Source organism: Variovorax sp. EL159 (genome assembly GCF_900100965.1).
In the GTDB taxonomy this organism is placed as follows: Bacteria; Pseudomonadota; Gammaproteobacteria; order Burkholderiales; family Burkholderiaceae_C; genus Variovorax.
In genome coordinates this window covers 261,679-275,692 of sequence record NZ_FMUJ01000006.1, presented here as the reverse complement: position 1 = coordinate 275,692, position 14,014 = coordinate 261,679, and the positions used below count along the sequence as shown (strand labels likewise).

The 14,014-nt window shown below is 67.5% G+C and carries 13 protein-coding genes; 6 read left to right on the top strand and 7 right to left on the bottom strand.

The annotated features are described in order from the left end of the window. Window positions 1-12: 12 nt before the first annotated feature. Window positions 13-945 (bottom strand): LysR family transcriptional regulator, encoded by a 933-nt coding sequence (locus BLQ28_RS25255; RefSeq protein ID WP_093245991.1) that lies wholly within the window; start codon window positions 943-945, stop codon window positions 13-15. 137 nt (window positions 946-1,082) lie between these two features. On the opposite strand from BLQ28_RS25255, the gene BLQ28_RS25250 reads away from it, so the two are divergent. The 6 genes from BLQ28_RS25250 to BLQ28_RS25225 all read left to right on the top strand — a co-directional run bounded on the left by BLQ28_RS25250 (window position 1,083) and on the right by BLQ28_RS25225 (window position 7,952). Beyond that, window positions 1,083-1,976 (top strand): amino acid ABC transporter substrate-binding protein, encoded by an 894-nt coding sequence (locus BLQ28_RS25250; RefSeq protein WP_093245990.1) that lies wholly within the window; start codon window positions 1,083-1,085, stop codon window positions 1,974-1,976. Between the two features lie 18 nt (window positions 1,977-1,994). Next, entirely contained in the window at window positions 1,995-3,281 is a 1,287-nt protein-coding gene (locus tag BLQ28_RS25245; RefSeq protein WP_093246178.1) for an aminotransferase class V-fold PLP-dependent enzyme, read from the top strand. A gap of 66 nt (window positions 3,282-3,347) precedes the next feature. Then, entirely contained in the window at window positions 3,348-4,472 is a 1,125-nt protein-coding gene (locus BLQ28_RS25240; protein WP_093245988.1) for a hypothetical protein, read from the top strand. Window positions 4,473-4,489: 17 nt separating this feature from the next. Beyond that, a complete protein-coding gene (locus BLQ28_RS25235) occupies window positions 4,490-5,743 on the top strand; it encodes a toxic anion resistance protein (RefSeq protein ID WP_093245987.1) in 1,254 nt (417 codons plus the stop codon). Continuing rightward, window positions 5,740-7,323, top strand: a complete 1,584-nt coding sequence (locus BLQ28_RS25230; RefSeq protein WP_256327449.1) for a substrate-binding domain-containing protein — start codon at window positions 5,740-5,742, stop codon at window positions 7,321-7,323. Before BLQ28_RS25235 ends, BLQ28_RS25230 begins: the two co-directional genes overlap by 4 nt. Then, window positions 7,323-7,952, top strand: coding sequence for a hypothetical protein (locus tag BLQ28_RS25225; protein ID WP_093245985.1), 630 nt, complete (start codon window positions 7,323-7,325; stop codon window positions 7,950-7,952). Before BLQ28_RS25230 ends, BLQ28_RS25225 begins: the two co-directional genes overlap by 1 nt. An 18-nt stretch (window positions 7,953-7,970) precedes the next feature. Here BLQ28_RS25225 and BLQ28_RS25220 read toward each other — a convergent pair whose 3' ends face one another. From BLQ28_RS25220 to BLQ28_RS25195, 6 genes are read right to left on the bottom strand one after another with little or no spacing between them, the layout of a single operon-like run. After that, a complete protein-coding gene (locus BLQ28_RS25220) occupies window positions 7,971-9,422 on the bottom strand; it encodes an aldehyde dehydrogenase (RefSeq protein ID WP_093245984.1) in 1,452 nt (483 codons plus the stop codon). A 37-nt stretch (window positions 9,423-9,459) separates the two neighbouring features. Further along, complete coding sequence (locus BLQ28_RS25215) at window positions 9,460-10,170, bottom strand: ABC transporter ATP-binding protein (RefSeq protein WP_093245982.1); 711 nt, start codon at window positions 10,168-10,170, stop codon at window positions 9,460-9,462. Further along, the gene (locus BLQ28_RS25210; protein ID WP_093245981.1) at window positions 10,167-10,919 is read right to left on the bottom strand and encodes an ABC transporter ATP-binding protein; all 753 of its coding nucleotides are present in this window, start codon (window positions 10,917-10,919) and stop codon (window positions 10,167-10,169) included. Before BLQ28_RS25210 ends, BLQ28_RS25215 begins: the two co-directional genes overlap by 4 nt. Then, window positions 10,912-11,847 (bottom strand): branched-chain amino acid ABC transporter permease, encoded by a 936-nt coding sequence (locus BLQ28_RS25205; RefSeq protein WP_093245979.1) that lies wholly within the window; start codon window positions 11,845-11,847, stop codon window positions 10,912-10,914. The genes BLQ28_RS25210 and BLQ28_RS25205 overlap by 8 nt, the downstream gene beginning before the upstream one ends. Further along, window positions 11,844-12,722, bottom strand: coding sequence for a branched-chain amino acid ABC transporter permease (locus tag BLQ28_RS25200; RefSeq protein ID WP_093245978.1), 879 nt, complete (start codon window positions 12,720-12,722; stop codon window positions 11,844-11,846). Before BLQ28_RS25200 ends, BLQ28_RS25205 begins: the two co-directional genes overlap by 4 nt. Window positions 12,723-12,726: 4 nt before the next feature. After that, window positions 12,727-13,917, bottom strand: coding sequence for an amino acid ABC transporter substrate-binding protein (locus BLQ28_RS25195; protein WP_093245976.1), 1,191 nt, complete (start codon window positions 13,915-13,917; stop codon window positions 12,727-12,729). Between the last annotated feature and the right edge of the window lie 97 nt (window positions 13,918-14,014).

The window sequence follows — 14,014 nt, the reverse complement described above, 5'->3', positions numbered from 1 at the left end:
GTTCTTCACCGCTCAGCCCTTCACCACCTCTTCCTCCCCCTGCGCCTGAAACATCCGCGTGAAGTCGCAGCACTCCTGCGCCAGCATCACGATGGAAGAGGTGAGGGCGCTGCGGTGCTCGCCCTTGTGCATCGCCACGTAGTTCACCACCGGCAGCGCGGGCGTCACGTCGATTACCGCGAGCATGCCCGCTGCGACCAGCGGCGACAGGCACTCGCGCGGCAGGTAGCTCACGCCCAGTCCCGACACAGTGAGGCCGGTCAGCGCCACGAGGTTGCTCACCACGATCACGTTGGCGGGCTGCACGCCTTGCTCTTTCATCCAGGCGTCGTAGGCGCGGCCGGTGCCCGAGTTGTTGCCCTGCACCAGCATGCGGTGCCGCGCCAGCTCGTGCAGCCGCACGGCGCCAGCACCGGCGGTGGCAGGCACCACGCCGGGCTTGCACATCCATGCGCTCTGCACCTGGCCGATGGCCTTGCTCGGCAGGCGCGAGTCGGCAAAGGTGTCGGGCACGATGACAAGGTCGAGTTCGTCGGCCAGCAGCTTGTCGCGCAGTTGCAGGCTGTCGTCCACGTCGGGTTCGAGGATCACCTTCGGGTAGTGCTGCTGGATCAGTCCGACCAGCCGGGGCAGCCATGTCATGGCCGTGAGCTCGGTCACGCCGATGCGGATGCGGCGTTCCACCACGCCGGGCTTGCCGAACTGCTCGACGGCTGCATCGCGCTGCTCCAGCAGCCGCTTGGCGAGCACGAACATCTCTTCGCCCTTCTCGGTCAGGCGCGCGGTGCGCTGGCTGCGGTCGAACAGCTCGGTGTCGAACAGCAGTTCCAGTTCATGCACGCGCTTGGACACGGCCGACTGCGAGGTGTGCAACTGGTTCGCTGCCTGTGCGAAGCCGCCGAGCCGGCCGATCCAGTACAGGGCTTCGAGCTGCTTGAAGGTCATCACGGTGGGCGGTCCTTGGTCGAAAGAATGCTTTTATTCATGTAATTCGATCACAAAAAATCGCTTTTAGAAATTCATCGAGGCGCTGAAGATCCGGGCCAGGCCACCGTCATTGCAAACCAAGGAATACACACACCATGGACTTCAAACTGCCTCTCGCATTCGGATTCGCCCTTGCCCTCACGTGCGCCGCCGCCAGCGCCCAGGACGGCGGCACCCTGCAGAAGATCAAGGAGAGCGGCACGGTCCAGATCGGCGCGCGCGACAGCCAGATCCCGTTCTCGTACAAACTCAGCGCCGACAGTGCGCCCATCGGCTTCACCAACGACATCTGCCTGAAGATCGTCGATGCCATCAAGGCCAAGCTGGGCCTGCCCAAGATCGAGGTGCGCTACACCATGCTCAACTCGACCAATCGCATTCCGCTGCTGCAGAACGGCACGGTCGACCTCGACTGCGCGACCACCACCAACACCACGCAGCGCCAGGCGCAGGTCGACTTCGCGCCCAGCCACTTCGTGACCAACATCACCGCCGCGGTGCGCAAGAACTCCGGCATCAACACCTTCGCCGACCTCAACGGCAAGAACGTGGCGACCGTCTCGGGCAGCACCTCGATCCAGCTGCTGCGCGGCGCGCGCAAGAACGGCACCATCGAAGTGAACGAGATCGCCGGCAAGGACACCTCCGACGGCTTCCTGCTGCTGTCCACCGGCCGTGCCGACGCCTACGTGCTCGATGACGTGCAGCTCGCCGGCATGATCGCCAGCGCGACCAACCCGGGCGACTACAAGATCCTGAAGGAGTCGCTGCGCCAGGAGCCCTACGGGATCATGCTGCGCAAGGACGACCCGCAGTTCAAGGCGCTGGTCGACCAGACCGTGGCCGGGCTCATGAAGTCGGGCGCCATCGAGCAGCTCTACACCAAGTGGTTCATGTCGCCGATTCCGCCGAAGAACGCGAACTTGAACTTCCCGATGTCGGACGCGGTGCGCGAGATCTACAAGAACCCCAACAACAAGGGCGTCTGAGCGATGGTTTCCAAGCTGATGAACCGTACCCGTGGCGAGGCCTTTTCGAGCGTGCTGATGCGCGAGGTCAAGCAGCGCTTTCTGCTGGTCGACCATGACCATCACGGCCGCGAGCGGCTGTACTTCGACAACGCCGGCGGCTCGTTCCGCCTGAAGGCGGCGGTCGAGCGCTTCGCGCAGGTCGATGCCATTCCCGACAACGCCGAGCGCATCCACGCCACCGCCGTCGAGCTGCAGGACATCCAGGCCAAGGGCTGCGCCGACCTGCGCACCATCCTCAATGCGCAGGGCGGCAGCGTGTACGCCTCGCTCACCGCATCGGGCGCCATGTTCGACATGGTGCGCGCCATCGCCGAGAACGTGCCGGGCACGAACATGGTCACGACCGTGCTGGAGCACCCGTCGGCCTTCGACGCGATGAGCCTCTATGCCGAACGGCTCGGCCGCGAGCTGCGCGTGGCGCCGAGCAACCCCGTGACCGGCGGCGTCGATGTCGATGCCATCGTTGCGCTGGTCGATCAGGGCACCTGCCTGCTCAACGTGATCTACGCCTCGAACATCTCCGGCGCCAAGCTCGACATCGAAGAGGTCGTGCGCCGCGCGCGCGCCGTCAAGCCCGACCTGTACATCGTGGTGGACGCGGTGCAGCACGCACCGCACGGCCTGATCGACCTGCAGAAGACGCCGGTGGACGGCATCAACATCGCACCCTACAAGTTCTTCGGCTGCCGGGGCTCGGGCCTGACGTGGGTGTCCGACCGCGCGGCCGTGCTGCCGCACCACAAGCTGGCGGGCAAGAAGCCCGACTACTGGGACCTGGGCAGCGCCGCGCCGTGGCAGTTCGCCGTGCTCACCGAGATCGTCGACTACGTGTGTTGGCTGGGTGGGCACTTCACTGACGCCACCGACCGCCGCGCATTGTTCGTGGCCGGCATCACGCACATCGAGCTGCACGAACGCGCGCTGCTCGCCACGCTGCTGGACGGCACCGCCAACGCCACCGGCCTGCGCGAGATGAAAGGCGTGAACGTCTTCCTCGACCATGAAGACCTGAGCAAGCGCGACCTGATCCTGGGCATCGGCTTCGACCGCATCGACTGCACGCAGGCGGTGGTCGAGTACGGCAAGCGCGGCGTGACGGTCTACGAGCGCGTGGCGACCAGCATCTACTCGAAGCGCATGCTCGAATCCTTCGGCCTGGCGGGCACCGTGCGCGTGTCGCCGCTGCACTGCAACTCGGTGGCCGACATGGAGAAATTCCTGCGCATCACCGCCGAGATCGCGGCTGACATCGGCGTGTCATAAACCGTCATATTCGGTCGGTAGGATGTTTCTCGCCTCCCGCTCACAGGGAGGTGAGGAGCATGAGATTTGGAAATTCGAAAGCTGATCGCGCCGGTGCTGGCCGTGGTGCTGCTGGCGGCGGTCGCGTCCGGTGTCTGGTATTCCAACACCCGCCTGCACGATGAATCGGCCACCGCTGCCGCCGCGCGGATCGAGCAGGACAAACAGGTCACGCTGCGTGGCCTGATCGGCTCCGAAAAAGAGACCTTCTTTGCCGACCCGCGCGTGCAGAAGGCGCTGGCCGCGCAGGGCATCACCGTCATCGTCGAGAAGGCCGGCTCGCGCGCCATTGCCAGCCGCTACGACGCCAGCAAGTTCGACTTCGTCTTTCCCTCGGGCGCGCCCGCCGCCGCGCAACTGAAGACGCTGGCCAAGGCGCCGAACGTCTTCAACCCGTTCTACACGCCGATCGTGCTGGCCAGCTGGCGGCCCATCGCCGAAATTCTCGTGGCCAACGGCATGGCGCAGAAGCAGGGCGACTTCTACTACGTGGTCGACCTGCCGGGCCTGATGGCCATGATCGAGAAGGGCACGCGCTGGAAGGAGCTGAAGGCCAGCAGCGCCTTTTCCACCAGCAAGTCGCTGCTCATCAACTCGACCGACGTGCGCACCTCCAACTCGGCCGCGATGTACCTCGCGCTCGCAAGCTACCTGGCCAACAGCCAGCAGATCGTGCAGAGCCAGGAAGACGTGGACCGCGTCATGCCGGTGGTCGCGCCGCTGTTCCTGCGGCAGGGCTTCCAGGAGCAGTCGTCGGCCGGCCCGTTCGAGGACTACCTGGCGCTCGGCATGGGCAAGGCGCCGCTGCTGGTGGCCTACGAATCGCAGATGGTCGAGTTCTGGCTGAAGAACCCCGACCGCCTCAAGAGCGACATGGTGCTGCTCTACCCCAAGCCCACCGTCTTCTCCAAGCACGTGCTGGTGCCCTACACGCCGGGCGGCGCGCGGCTCGGCGCGGCGCTCGAGAACGACCCGGCGCTGCGCGAGCTGGCGCACGAATACGGCTACCGCACCGGCGGCGACACCAAGGGCCCCGAGACCTGGGCCGCGCGCGGCGTGAAGGTGCCCGACGTGCTGGTCGACGTGATCGACCCGCCCAGCTTCGAGTGGCTGGAACGAATGACCACGGGCATCGAAGCCCGCTTCAAGTAATGAATCAAGGAACCCTCATGAACGCGCCCGTCACTGCAACGAACACCACCACCACGGCCCCCGCGCCGGTCGAACTCCAGCCGCCGCAGGCCTTCACGCTCGAGCCGCCGGCCGCCGTCGCGGTGGTGCCGGTGGAATCGGCCAGCGGCAAGGTGCGCCTGAAGCCCGAGGACGTGGCCGAGCTCGACGCGCAGGTGGCGCGCTTCATCGAAGACATCACGCAGCACGACAGCCAGCATCCGCAGTTCAAGGAAGCGGTGGAGCGCATCCATTCGATGGGCACCAAGGACATCGAGGCTTCGGCCTCGGTCTCCAACCGCATGCTCGACCGGCCCGTGGGCTCGCTGCGCAACGGCCTGTTCGACAAGGGCGCGCAGATCGGCCAGTCGCTCATCGACCTGCGCCACCAGGTCGAAGACCTCGACCCCTCGAAGCAGGGCGACCTGTTCTCGGCGCGCAAGCTGCTGGGCCTCATTCCGCTGGTCAACAAGCTTATCGCGTACTTCGAGCGCTACCAGTCGTCGCAGACGCACCTGAACGCGATCATCGAATCGCTCAAGCGCGGCAAGGACGAACTGCTGCGCGACAACACCGCCATCGAGCAGGAAAAGGTCAACCTCTGGACGCTGATGGAGCGGCTCGAAAAATACGTGCACATCGGCAAGGCGCTCGACAGCCAGCTCGATGCCAAGGCGCGCGAGCTGGAGGCGAGCGACCCCGAGAAGGCCCGCGTGGTGCGCGAAGAAATGCTGTTCTATTCGCGCCAGAAGGTCACCGACCTGCTGACCCAACTGGCGGTGAACATCCAGGGCTACCTGGCGCTGGACATGATCCGCAAGAACAACCTGGAGCTGATGAAGGGCGTGGACCGCGCCACCACCACCACCGTGGCCGCGCTGCGCACCGCCGTGATCGTGGCGCAGGCGCTGTCGAACCAGAAGCTGGTGCTCGACCAGATCAGCGCGCTCAACGCCACCACCGGCAACCTGATCGCCAGCACCAGCGAGATGCTGCGCGACCAGAGCAGCGCCATCCACCAGCAGGCGGCCTCCAGCACTATCGAGATCGCCAAGCTGCAGCAGGCCTTTGCCAACATCTACCAGACCATGGACACGATCGCCGACTTCAAGAGCCGCGCGCTCGATTCGATGCAGACCACGGTGGACACGCTGACCAACGAAGTTGCCAAGAGCCGCACCTACCTGGACCGCGTGCGCCGCCAGGAAGGCGCGCAGGCGCTGCAGCAGCCGCGCGGCGAGGTCGCGCTGTGAGCCTGGCGCGCATGCGCTGGCTGTTCGCGATCGCGCTGCTGGCGATGGGCCTCGCGGCCTGCGAGCCGCAGCAGGACGCGCAGGCCACCAACGGCGCACCGGTGGTGGCGTCGGGCGCCGCCTTCACCATCCTCGCGGGCTCGGAACTGAAGGATCTCGAAGGGCCCATCGTGGCAGCCGCGAAGGCGGCGGGCGTGGAGGTGAAGCTCTCGTATGCCGGCACGCTGGACATCGTCGAGCGCATCAACGCCGGCGAGCGCTTTGACGCGATCCTGCCGCCCAACGGCGCCTATCCCGCGCTCGCACTGCAGACCAAGCCGCTGGCGCGCGACAAGCTCTTCTATTCGCGCATTGCCCTCGGCGTGAAGAACGCCAAGGCCGCGCAGCTCGGATGGAACAAGCGCCCGCCCGGCTGGGCCGAGATCGCCAAGGCCGCGAGCAGCGGCCAGCTGCGCTACGGCATGACCAATGCCACCAGCTCCAACACCGGCATGAGTGCGCTGTTCGCGGTGGCGTCCGCGCTGGCGGGCAAGACCGAAGACCTGAGCGCGCAGGACGTGGACGGCAAGACGCTCAAGGCCTTTCTCTCGGGCCAGAAGCTCACCGCCGGCAGCTCCGGCTGGCTGGCCGAGGCCTACATCAAGGACCCCTCGGCCATCGACGCGATGGTGAACTACGAGGCCGTGATCCTGCGCGCCAACGAGAAGCTGCCCGCCGCCGACCAGCTCACGCTGATCTACCCGCGCGACGGCATGATCTCGGCCGACTACCCGCTGATGCTGCTCAACGCCGACAAGCGCGAGGCCTACACCCAACTGGTGGCCACGCTCAAGGCCGCGCCGTTCCAGCGCGATGCGCTCTCGGCCGCCTTCCTGCGCCCCGCCAACCCCGAAGTGGCCACCGCCAGTGCCTTGCCCACGGCGGCCGTGGCCGAGCTGAGCTTTCCCAACCGGCTGGAGGTGATCGACGCGGTGCTCGGCACCTACCAGTCGCAATGGCGCAAGCCCGCCACCTCGATCTTCGTGCTCGACCTCAGTGGCTCGATGGCGGGCCAGCGCCTGGCGTCGATGCGCGAGGCGCTCAAGCTGCTCTCGGGCGCCGATGCGGGCACCGCCAGCACGCGCTACAGCGCCTTCCAGAGCCGCGAGCGCGTGGTGCTGATTCCCTTCGCCACGCAGGTGTCGGAGCCCGTGTGGGTGCGCTTCGATGCCGACCAGATCGATGCCGCGCGCACCGAACTGCGCCGCCAGGCCGATGCGATGCGGGCCGATGGCGGCACCGCGATCTACTCCGCGCTCGCCGCCGCCGAAGACCTGGCGCGGCAGGAGCAGCAGCGCGAGCCCGACCGCTTCGTCAGCATCGTGCTGCTGACCGATGGCGAGAACAACTCGGGCCTGAAGCTGCACGAGTTCCGCGAGCGCTATGCGCGCGGCCTGCCAGCGCGCATCTTCCCGATCCTGTTCGGCGAGGGCAACGTGTCCGAGATGCAGCAGATCGCACAGCTCTCGGGCGGGCGCGAGTTCGACGGCCGCAAGCTGCAGCTGGGCCAGGTGTTCAAGGAAATCCGGGGCTACCAGTGATGCCGGAGCGTTCGCTGAAGCTGCGGGCGCTGCTGTTTTTGTACGGCAACGCCAATATCCTGGGCTGCGCGCTGGCGCTGCTCGGGCCGGCCCTGCTGTTCGCCGGCGTCATCGACCGCGGGTGGCTGCTGATCACGGCCGGCCTGTACGTGGCCGGCTGGCTGCTGGGCCGCAAGGCGCCCGAACTGGAGCGCCGCATCGAAGACAGCCTGAGCGTCGAGCAGACGCTGGAGCGCCTGGACCGCGTGGTGGCGCAGGCACAGCCGCACCTGACCGAAGACATGCGCAAGAGCCTGGACAGCGTGCGCGGCTCGGTGGGCGAGGTGCTGCCGCGCCTGGTGGGGGCCGGCTCGCACGGCGACGACCTGTTCACCGTGCGCGAGACCGTGCTGCGCTACCTGCCCGAGACGCTGGCCAACTACGTCGCGCTGCCGCCCGCCTTTCGCATCACCCATGCCGTGAAAGACGGTAAGACCGCGCGCCAGCTGCTCGGCGAACAGCTGGGCCTGCTCGACGGCAAGCTGCGCGAGATCGTGGCCAACGTGGCCTCCAGCGACGCGGCCGCGCTGGTGGCCAATGGGCAGTTCCTGGAGAAGAAATTCAACCAGCCGGACTTCCTGGCGGGTTGAGGCTTACGGGGCGAGCAATCAGAACGGATAGTGGCGCGGCGTCGTCTGCACCGTGATCCAGCGCAGCTCCGTGAAGGCTTCCACGCCGGCCCGTCCGCCGAAGCGCCCATAGCCCGAGGCCTTGACGCCGCCGAAGGGCATCTGCGCCTCGTCGTGCACCGTGGGGCCGTTCACATGGCAGATGCCGGCTTCGATGCGCTGCGCCACGTTCCATGCGCGTGCCACGTCGCGGCCGAACACGGCCGACGACAGGCCGAACTCGTTGTCGTTGGCAATGGCCACGGCTTCTTCCACGCCGCTGACGCGCACCACGGCCTTGACCGGGCCGAAGGATTCCTCGCGGTAGATCTCCATGGCCGGCGTCACGTGGTCGAGCACGGTGGCGGGCATCAGCGTGTGGGTCGCCTTGCCGCCGCACACCAGCCTGGCGCCCTTGGCCAGCGCGTCGTCGATGAGCGCGTTGCAGCGTTTCACCGTGCTCATGTCGACCACCGAGCCGAGCACCACCGGGCCTTCGCGCGGGTCGCCCAGCGGCAGGGCCTGCGCGCGGGCCGCGAACTTCGAAACGAATTCATCGGCGATGGCGTTGTCGACCACGATGCGTTCGGTCGACATGCAGATCTGGCCGGAGTTGGCGAAGGAACCGAAGATCGCCGCGTTCACCGCCGCGTCGATGTCGGCATCGTCCAGCACCACGAAGGGCGCCTTGCCGCCGAGTTCGAGCACGGCGGGCTTCAGGTACTTGGCGCAGGTCTGCGCGATCAGCTTGCCGACGCGCGTCGACCCGGTGAAGTTGACGCGGCGCACGGCCGGGTGCGCCACCATGGCCTCGACCACGGCACCGGCATCGGCGGGCGCGTTGGTGACGAAGTTCACCGTGCCCTTGGGCAAGCCGGCTTCGGCCAGTGCTTCGATGATGAGCGCATGCGTCTCGGGGCACAGCTCCGAGCCCTTGAGCACCACGGTGTTGCCGCAGGCCAGCGGCGTCGCGATGGCGCGCGTGGCCAGGATCACCGGTGCGTTCCACGGCGCGATGCCGATCACCACGCCGGCCGCCTGCCGCACGCCCATGGCCAGGCTGCCCGGCACGTCGGACGGGATCACCTCGCCGGCGATCTGCGTGGTGAGCGAGGCGGCCTCGGTGAGGATGCCGGCCGCCAGGTGCACGTTGAAACCGGCCCACAGCGCCGAGGCGCCGGTCTCGCGCGCCATCGCCTGGACAAAGGCATCGGCGCGCGATTCGAGCGCATGCGCGGCCTTGAGCAACAGCGCACGGCGCGCGCCGGGGCCGGTCTGCGACCAGCTGGCGAAGGCGCGGTGCGCGGCCTCGACAGCGGCGACCGCATCGGCCGGCGTGGCGGCGGGCGCGCGCGTGGCGATGCCGCCGTCCAGCGGGTTGCGGCGCTCGAAGCTGGTGCCGCCGGTGGCTGCGCGATGTTCGCCGTCGATGAACATGGAGATGTCGGTCATGGGTGTGTGTCCTTCAGGAAAAAGGGGAATGAATGGATCAGGCGACGCCCAGGTAGGCCTGGCGCACCACGTCGGAATGCAGCAGCGCCTGCGCCTCGCCCGAGGCGACGACGCGGCCGCGTTCGAGCACATAGCCACGGTCCGCGGCCTGCAGCGCCTTGCGCACGTTCTGCTCGACCATCAGCACGGTCACGCCCTGCGACGCGATGCGGCGCACGATGGCCAGCAGCTCGTCGACCATGCGCGGCGCAAGGCCGAGCGAAGGCTCGTCGAGCATCAGCAGGCGTGGCCCGCTCATCATGGCGCGCGCCACCGCCACCATCTGCTGCTCGCCGCCGCTCATGGTGCCGGCCAGTTGCGTGGCGCGTTCCTTCAAACGCGGAAAGTCGTCGAAGGCACGCGCGAGGCGCTCGGTGCGCAGCCGCGCGGGAATGAGCCAGCCGCCGAGTTCGAGGTTCTCGGTGACGGTCATCTGCGGAAAGAGCTGACGGCCTTCGGCCACCAGTGCAAGGCCGCGCCGCACGCAGGCCGTGGCCTCGCCGGAAGGCAGCGCGGCGCCGTCGAGCAATGCATCACCCGTGCGCGGCAGCAGCCCGGCCAGCGCCTTCAGCAGCGTGGTCTTGCCCGCGCCGTTGGGCCCGAGCACGACGGTGACGCCGGGCGACACATCGAGGTCCATGCCTTGAATCACTTGAAAGCCGTGGTAGCCGGCGGAGAGGCCGCGCACGGTGAGTTGTGCGGCGCTCATGCGGTGGCCTCCATCTCGTCGCCCAGATAGGCCTCGACCACCTCGGCATTGCGTACGACTTCTGCCGGCGTGCCGTCGGCGATCTTGCGGCCCTGGTGCAGCACCAGCACGCGCTCGACGTACTTCAGCAGCGTGGCGACCGCATGCTCGATCCACACGACCGTGAGGCCGTGCTCGTCGCGCAGCCGGCGGATGCGCCGCGCCATGGCATCGACCTCGGCTTCGGTGAGCCCCGCCGCCACTTCGTCGAGCAGCAGCACGCGCGGCCGGGTGCCCAGTGCCATGCCGATCTCCAGCAGGCGTTGCTGCGAAGGAGTCACGTCGGCAGCGATGTTCTTTGCGAGGCCGCCGAGGCCCAGCATGTCGAGAATCTCGCCCGTGCTGCCCAGCCCCGCGATGGGCGCGCGATGCCGCCCCGCGAACTGCATGCCGAAGCGCACGTTGTCTTCGAGCGTCATGTCGGCCATGACGCGCGGCGTCTGGAAGGTGCGCGCGATGCCGTGCGCCGCATAAAGATGCGGGCCGCGCCGCGTGAGGTCGACGTTGCCTTCCACCAGCAGTTGGCCCGAAGTGGGCATGACCACGCCAGAGATTGCGTTGAAGAAGGTCGTCTTGCCCGCGCCGTTGGGCCCGATGATGCCGACCAGCTCGCCCGCATGCAGCGTGGCGCTGACCGCGTCCACCGCCGTGAGTCCGCCGAAGCGCACGGTGAGTTCGCGGGCTTCGAGAAGAAGAGGGCGCTCATTCATGGCCATGCCTCCGCAGCGCCGCCACCTTGCGCTGCCACAGCGACGCGAGGCCGTTGGGCAGGTACATCACGCACAGGATCAGCAGCAGGCCCAGCACCATCATGTAGCCGTAGGGCAGTTGCAGCCGCAGCGTTTCCGACAGCAGGCTGAACACGATGGCCGCGGCCACCGGACCGCCGATGCTGGCCGCACCACCGATCATCGCGATCAACACCGTCTGGAAGCCGATGAAGGGGCTGAACACGGCCGGCGGATCGATGTACGTCCAGCGCACCGCCATCGCCGCGCCGACCGCACCGGCGAAGGCGGCGGTGAGCGCGAAGCCCATCACCTTCACGCGACGTGTGTCGACGCCGAGCGTCTGCGCACGCTGCTCGTCGGCGCCGATGCCGGCCAGCGCCAGGCCGAAGCGGCTGCGCTTGACCAGCAGCGCCGTCGCAATGGCCGCACCCGCGATCGCCAGCACCGTGAGGTACACCGTCTCGTTCGACGGCACCACGGTCAGCACGCGGCCGACAGTGCCCGACACCTGCTTCTCGACGAAGGTCACGGCGTGGCGGATCAGCTCCGTCATGCCGAAGGTCAGCACCGCGAAGTAGGTGCCGCGCAGGTGCAGCACCGCCGCGCCCATCAGCACCGCCACCGCGCTCGCGATGGCCGCGCCGCACAGGATGACCAGCGGCCACGGCAGCACGTCGAGCAGCGTGGCGCTGGCATAGGCGCCCAGCCCGAAGAAGGCCGAAGTGGCGAGCGACAGGTAGCGCGTGGCACCGCAGAACAGCGACCAGCTCGTGGCCAGCGCGATGTACATCAGGCAGCCGAGCGCCACCGAGGCCACGAACTCCGAGGCGATCCACGGCACGGCGGCCGCCAGCGCGAGGCCGATGGCCAGCACCCACCACGGCTTGTTTTGAAAGAGGGAAATCATCTGCGGGAGAACAGTCCGTTGGGCCGCCAGATCAGCACGCCGATGAACACGGCATACGACAGCAGCATCTTGAGCGAGGGGCTCGTGTAGTACATGCCCAGCGCTTCCACCACGCCCAGCAGCAGGCCGCCGACGAGGCTGCCCGCGATGCTGCCGAAGCCGCCGAGGGTGATGACGATCAGCGCCGTCACCGTGTAGGGCTCGCCCATCGACGGCGAGATTTCATAGGTCATCGACAGCAGCGCGCCGGCCACGCCCGACAGGCCCAGGCCGATGCCGAACATCAGCGGATGCAGCCGCTTCGTGTTGATGCCCACGAGCTGCGCGCCGGTGGGCGACTGCATCAGCGCGCGCACCGCCTTGCCCAGCAGCGTGAGCTTGAGCAGCGCGATGAGCCCGAGGCTCAGTGCCAGCGCCACGCCGAACAGCACCAGCTTGTTGGCGGTGAAGCGCATCTCGCCGAACTGCACCGGCTCGGCCAGGTAGTCGTAGCCGCGCAGGTCGCCGCCCCAGATCAGCAGCGCGGTGTTCTGCACCAGGAACATCAGGCCGAAGCCCACCATCAGGCTGCGCGCCTCGAACACATCGACGTTGGGCGCGCGCGCCGCCACCTGCCGGAAGCACAGCCAGTGCACCGCCATGCCCAGCGCCATCAGCACCGCGAAGGCCACCGGCATGAAGACCAGCGGCGAGACGCCGAAGGCCGTGTGCGCCCACCACGTGAGAAAGGCGCCCAGCATCAGGAACTCGCCGTGCGAGATGTTCATGATGCGCATCAGCCCGTACTGCAGGTTCAGCCCGATGGCGACCAGCGCATAGATGCCGCCCGTGATCAATCCGCCGGCCAGGAGCTCGGCCCATCCAGTGAATGACACGTCGTTATTTCCAGGCCGGCTTGGGGCTGAGTTGCGCGGTGGCGCGGTCCTTGGGCCAGACCACTTCGAAGTCGCTGCCCTGCCACTGCGCGACGGTGCCGGGAATGGACGCGTTCTCGCTGCCCTCGAAGCGGATCGGGCCGAGGATGGTCTTGAACTCGTTCTTCGCGATCTGGTCGCGCAACGCCTTGCGGTCCAGGCCCACCTTTTCCACCGCCTGCTGAAGAATCTGCAGGCCGGCCCATGCGTGGCCGCTGGCCCAGCGGTCGGGTTCCTTGCCGAACTTCTTCGTGTGTGCGTCGAAGTAAGCCTTGGCCTCGGGGCTGGTCTTGCCGTTCCACGAGCCCATGCCGATCACGCCTTCGGTGTTGGCCGCCATCACGTTCTTGTAGAGCTGGAAGGCGGTGCCGACCGAGGCGTAGAAGTACTTGGGGTTGAAGCCCACCTCGCGCGACTGCCGGCTCGCCAGGATGGTGTCCGGCGGGTAGGTGATGCCGATGAAGGCGTCGGGGTTCAGGTCCTTCATGGTGCGCAGCACCGGCGCGAGGTCTTTCACGCCCAGCGGGTAGCTCTTGCGGTCGAGCACCTGGATGCTGGTCTTCTTCAGCGCAGCGTTGAGTGCGGCGAAGTTCTCCAGCCCGAACAGGTCGTCCATGTAGACGATGGCGATGGTCTTCACGTTGTTCGCCACCAGCATGTCGACCAGCGCGCCCATCATCTTGTCGGGCTGCTGCAGCAGCGAGAAGAAGAAGGGCAGGTGCATGTCGATCAGCTTGCGCGACAGCGCCGTGGGCGCCAGCAGCGGATAGCCGAAGCGGTTGGCCAGCGGTGCCACCGCGAAGTTGGCGCCCGAACCCCAGGGCGGCAGCACCAGGTCGACCTTGTCGCTGCCCATGAGCTTTTCGAAGGTGCGCACGCAGGTCTCGGTCTCGCTGCGGTCGTCGTAGCCGATCAGCTCGATGGGGCGCTTGGTGCCCTTCACCGACAGGCCGCCCGCCGCGTTGACCTGCTCGGCCCACAGCAGGTAGTTGGGTTCCTGGCTCACTTGCGCGCCCGCGGCCCAGGGGCCGGTGCGCGCGATGGCGTAGCCGATGCGCACGGGGCCACTCTGAGCAAACAGTTGCGGCGCGACGGCGGCCGCGCCCAGCGCGGTGGCGGTGCCCTTGATCCAGTGGCGGCGGTTGGGGTGAAGCATGAAAGTCTCCTGTGGGCGTCGACATGCGCCCGCTGCCCGGAATCGTAGAAACGGGGGCTTTCGGGTGCTGTGCCCGCCGCGCACAAAGCACTTGACG